The sequence below is a fragment of the Kitasatospora putterlickiae genome (assembly GCF_039527695.1).
In the GTDB taxonomy this organism is placed as follows: Bacteria; Actinomycetota; Actinomycetes; order Streptomycetales; family Streptomycetaceae; genus Kitasatospora; species Kitasatospora putterlickiae.
Window position 1 is genome coordinate 7,406 of the sequence record NZ_BAAAKJ010000411.1, and the last position, 3,773, is coordinate 11,178.

3 protein-coding genes are annotated in these 3,773 nt (G+C 73.7%); 1 reads left to right on the plus strand and 2 read right to left on the minus strand.

Annotation, left to right across the window (positions count from 1 at the left end; translation table 11 throughout):
• The coding region (locus ABD308_RS34665; protein ID WP_344343863.1) for an FAD-dependent oxidoreductase at positions 1-462 on the minus strand (462 nt) is incomplete at its 3' end.
• Between the two features lie 252 nt (positions 463-714).
• Between ABD308_RS34665 and ABD308_RS34670 the strand changes: the two genes are divergently transcribed.
• Positions 715-1,632 carry an SGNH/GDSL hydrolase family protein gene (locus ABD308_RS34670; RefSeq protein WP_344343865.1) on the plus strand — a complete coding sequence of 306 codons (918 nt, stop codon included), beginning with the start codon at positions 715-717 and terminating at the stop codon, positions 1,630-1,632.
• An 86-nt stretch (positions 1,633-1,718) separates the two neighbouring features.
• On the opposite strand, the gene ABD308_RS34675 is transcribed toward ABD308_RS34670, so the two are convergent.
• Positions 1,719-3,773, minus strand: a 2,055-nt coding sequence (locus ABD308_RS34675) for an endonuclease/exonuclease/phosphatase family protein (protein WP_344343867.1), incomplete at its 5' end; no start/stop codon positions are given.

The following is a 3,773-nucleotide window of genomic DNA, read 5'->3' on the forward strand; positions in this document are numbered from 1 at the left end:
GAAGGGTTCGAGCAGGCCGGGGCCGGAGCCCCAGGTGAGGTGGAAGCGCGGGACGGAGTTGCCGGGGCCGTCGGCGAGCGCCCCGCCGCGCTCGGCCCAGCCGACGACCGGCAGGAACCGCACACCCAGCGCCCGCAGCCAGGACCGCTGCTCCCCCGCCGCCGCGTCGACGTAGGCCTCGGCCCAGCGGCGCGGCCAGGCGTCCTCGGGCCGGTCGAAGCCCGCGCTGCCGAGCCAGTCCTGCCAGGCGAGGGCGCGCGAGTCGCGGATCCGCAGCCGGCGCTGCTCGGGCGAGCCGACCAGGAACAGGCCGCCGAGGGACCAGTGCGCCTGGCCGCCGAGCGAGCCGGCGGGCTCCTGGTCGAGCAGGATCACCTTCCGCCCGGCGCCGGCGAGTTCGGTGGTCGCGACGAGGCCCGCGAGTCCGGCTCCGATGACGATGACGTCGGCGTCCAGGGCCATGCGGGCGGCTCCTCCAGACCGGCGGCGTACGGTCACGCGTTCCGCTCCGCCGCGTCTCGGAACCGTCGTCGATACGCCGTGGAGCGAAATGCGGAATTCCCGTCGGGCCCACCGGCGAAACATGGTGACGGATTTTCGGAAACGTGCGCGCGCGGCATGGACGGAGGCGAAACCTGCCAGTAACTTACCTGTCGGTAGTAGCTGTGGCCCGGCTGTCCGTCCCCCACCCGTTCCCCTCCCCCAGGAGGAACCGTGCTCCGCCGTGCCCGCAAGTCCCTGCTGCTCGCGTCCGCCGCGCTCGGCGCCGCCCTGGCGATGACCGCCGGCAGCGCGCAGGCCGCCGCCCCCGCCCCGCACCGCTACGTGGCCCTCGGCGACTCCTACGCGTCCGGCGCCGGCGTGCCGAACCAGTCGGCGGGCCTGTGCCTGCGCTCCGACCGCGACTACGGCCACCTGGTCGCCGCCGCCCTGAACGCCGCCGCCTACCGGGACGTCACCTGCGCCGCCGCCAAGGTCGGGTCCGTCACCGAGGCCCAGTACGACGCCTTCCTGCGGGTCAACGACCCGCAGATCGACGCGGTGACCCCGGACACCGACCTCATCACCCTCGGCATCGGCGGCAACGACCTCGGCGACAGCGACATCGGGATCGGCGACGTCATCGCCACCTGCGTCGCCGGCGCGCTGGTCAACCCGCTCGGCACCCCGTGCACCGACGTCTACCACCACGGCTACTGGGACTGGTCCAGCTGGTCCTGGCGGTACGGCGCCGACGACCTCGCCGACCGGATCGACGCCACCGGGCCGCGGCTCGCGGACACCGTGCGCAGGCTGCGCGCCAAGGCCCCGAACGCCCGGATCCTGCTGGTCGGCTACCCCTCGGTGCTGCCCGCCGACGGCGCCGCCTGCGTGCTGCGCCAGCCGCTCGCCCCCGGCGACGTCCCCTATCTGCACGGCGTGCTCGGCCGGCTGAACGCGATGCTGAGGTCCACCGCCGCGGCGGTCGGCGCCACCTACGTGGACACCGCCGCCCCGACCCGCGGGCACGACGTCTGCTCGGACGACCGCTGGATCGAGGGCGCGCTGCCCGGCTCCCCGGCCGTCCCCTTCCACCCGAACGCGACCGGCGAGCGGGTGATGGCGGACGCGGTGCTGGCCGCGCTGCGCTGACCCTCCGGCGGAACGCCCCGAGGGGGCGGTGACCTGACCCGGTCACCGCCCCCTCGGTCACGCGCTCCGGCGCGCGCCCGGCGGCCTCACGGCTTGATGCGGACCACCTGCGGGTCGTGGTCGCTCGCCTGCCGGGCGAACTCGGCGTTGATGTGCACCACGTCGTACTTGGCGTACCCGACCTCCGGGCTGACCAGGATGTGGTCCAGCACCTGCGAGTTGCCCTGGTAGACGTACGAGTACTGCTCCTTCTCCGGCAGCTCGTTCACCAGGTCGCGCAGCACGCCGTCCTTGGTGAGCGCGGCCAGCGCGGGCGAGAACTGGTAGTCGTTGAAGTCGCCGACCGAGACCACCCTGGCCTCCTTGTCGGCGGCCAGCAGCTTGGCGACGAAGGCCTGCTCGACGGTGGCCTGGGCGATCCGCTGGACCTCGGAGGAGCGGGTCGGGGCCTGGAAGCGGCTGTCGATGCCCTGGTCGCCGCCCTTGCTGTTGAAGTGGTTGGCGATGACGAAGACCTTCTTGCCGCGGAAGGAGAACTGGCCGATCAGCGGCTTGCGGCTGTTGCTCCACGCCGCGTCGTCCGGGGCGATCCGGCCGGGCGAGGCGGTCAGCGAGGCGGCGGCGCCGGTGCCCGCGACGTCCACGGCGGTGGTGGCGGTGCCGCCGGGGATGTCGGTGAAGGAGACCCGCTGCGGGTTGAACAGGAAGACCTGGCGGATGTTGCCGCCGGGCTCGCCGCCGTCCTTGCCGTCCTGCGGGTCGACCGAGCGCCAGTCGTACGCCGGGCCGCCGGCCGCCTTGATCGCGGCGATGAACTTGGCGACGGTCTGGCTCGCGTCCACCGTGCCGTCGCTCTTGGCGCCGTTGTTGTCCTGGATCTCCTCCAGGGCGACGATGTCGGGCGAGCGCAGGTGGGTGACCACGCCGGCGGCCAGCTCGGCGAACTTGGCGTCCGGGTTGGTGGCCGCCAGGTTCTCCACGTTGTAGGTGGCGACGGTCAGTTCGCGCTCGCCGGCCGGGGCGGTGACCTCGCGCTGCAGGTGGTTGTCCTGGAGCGCGCCGAGGGTGCCGGCGACCAGGGTGTAGCCGCCGAACTGGTTGTAGTCCAGCGGGCCGCTGGTGGTGCCGGTCAGCACGTCGCCGACGTTGGCGACCGGGAAGGGCCGCTCGGAGACCAGGGCCTGCTGCTGGACCATCAGACGGCCGACGTTCGGCTCGGCGTAGGACTCGTAGAGCAGACCGCCGCGCTTGCTCTTCTGGTCCTGCCGGTCGGCGGCCACCCACAGCTCGTTGTACTTGTCGGTGGCCTGGACCACCCGCACGTCGCGGACCTCGACCAGCATGCCCTCCAGCGACTCGTAGAAGTCGAGGGTGTACTTCTCCGGGTCCAGGGTGACGCCGTTGACGGTGCCGTCGGCGCCGGCCGCCGGGCTGTAGGTGCCGGGGATGTTGCGGGTGTCGACGACCACCGCGGCCGGCAGCGGGTTGCCGGAGGAGACCACGGTGACGGCCGGGTTGCTCAGCTGGGTGAGCGACTGCGAGCCGCCGTTGAAGTTCGGGTAGTACTCCGTCACCTTGCCGGTGACCAGCACCGCGTCGCCGACCTTGACGGACGGGGTGGCGGAGCCGGTGTAGACGAACAGCCCCTCGCTGGTGGCCGGGTCGGCGTCCGGGTCCGGGTCCTGGATCCAGAAGCCCTTGGAGCCGTACGCGCGCACGCCGGTGACGACGCCGGGCACGCCCGCGACGGTCTTGCCGGTGCGCTCCGCCAGGCGGGTGCGGCCCTGGATGTCGTGGATCCGGACGGTGCCCGGCTCGGTCGGGCCGGTCGGGGTGGAGCCCTCGGCGACCTCGCCGCGGCTGTTGGTCGGCGTCGGGGCGCCGGCCGCGAGGTCGGCCGCGTTCTCGTCGGTGTCCGGCAGGCCCGCCTTGCGGGCCACCGAGGCGGTGTTGGAGGCACCGGGCGCCGAGGCCGCGCCCTCGTGGACCACCGCGGTGCCGAAGCCGACGATGTCGCGCACCCGCGGGTCGGCGGCGCAGTCGGCGGCGGTCTTGCAGGTCAGCGGGTCGGTGCCGCGGACCAGCGCGACGGTGCCGCTGGTGCCGGAGAGCGCCAGCGAGCCGGCCGCGTCCGGGGCGGG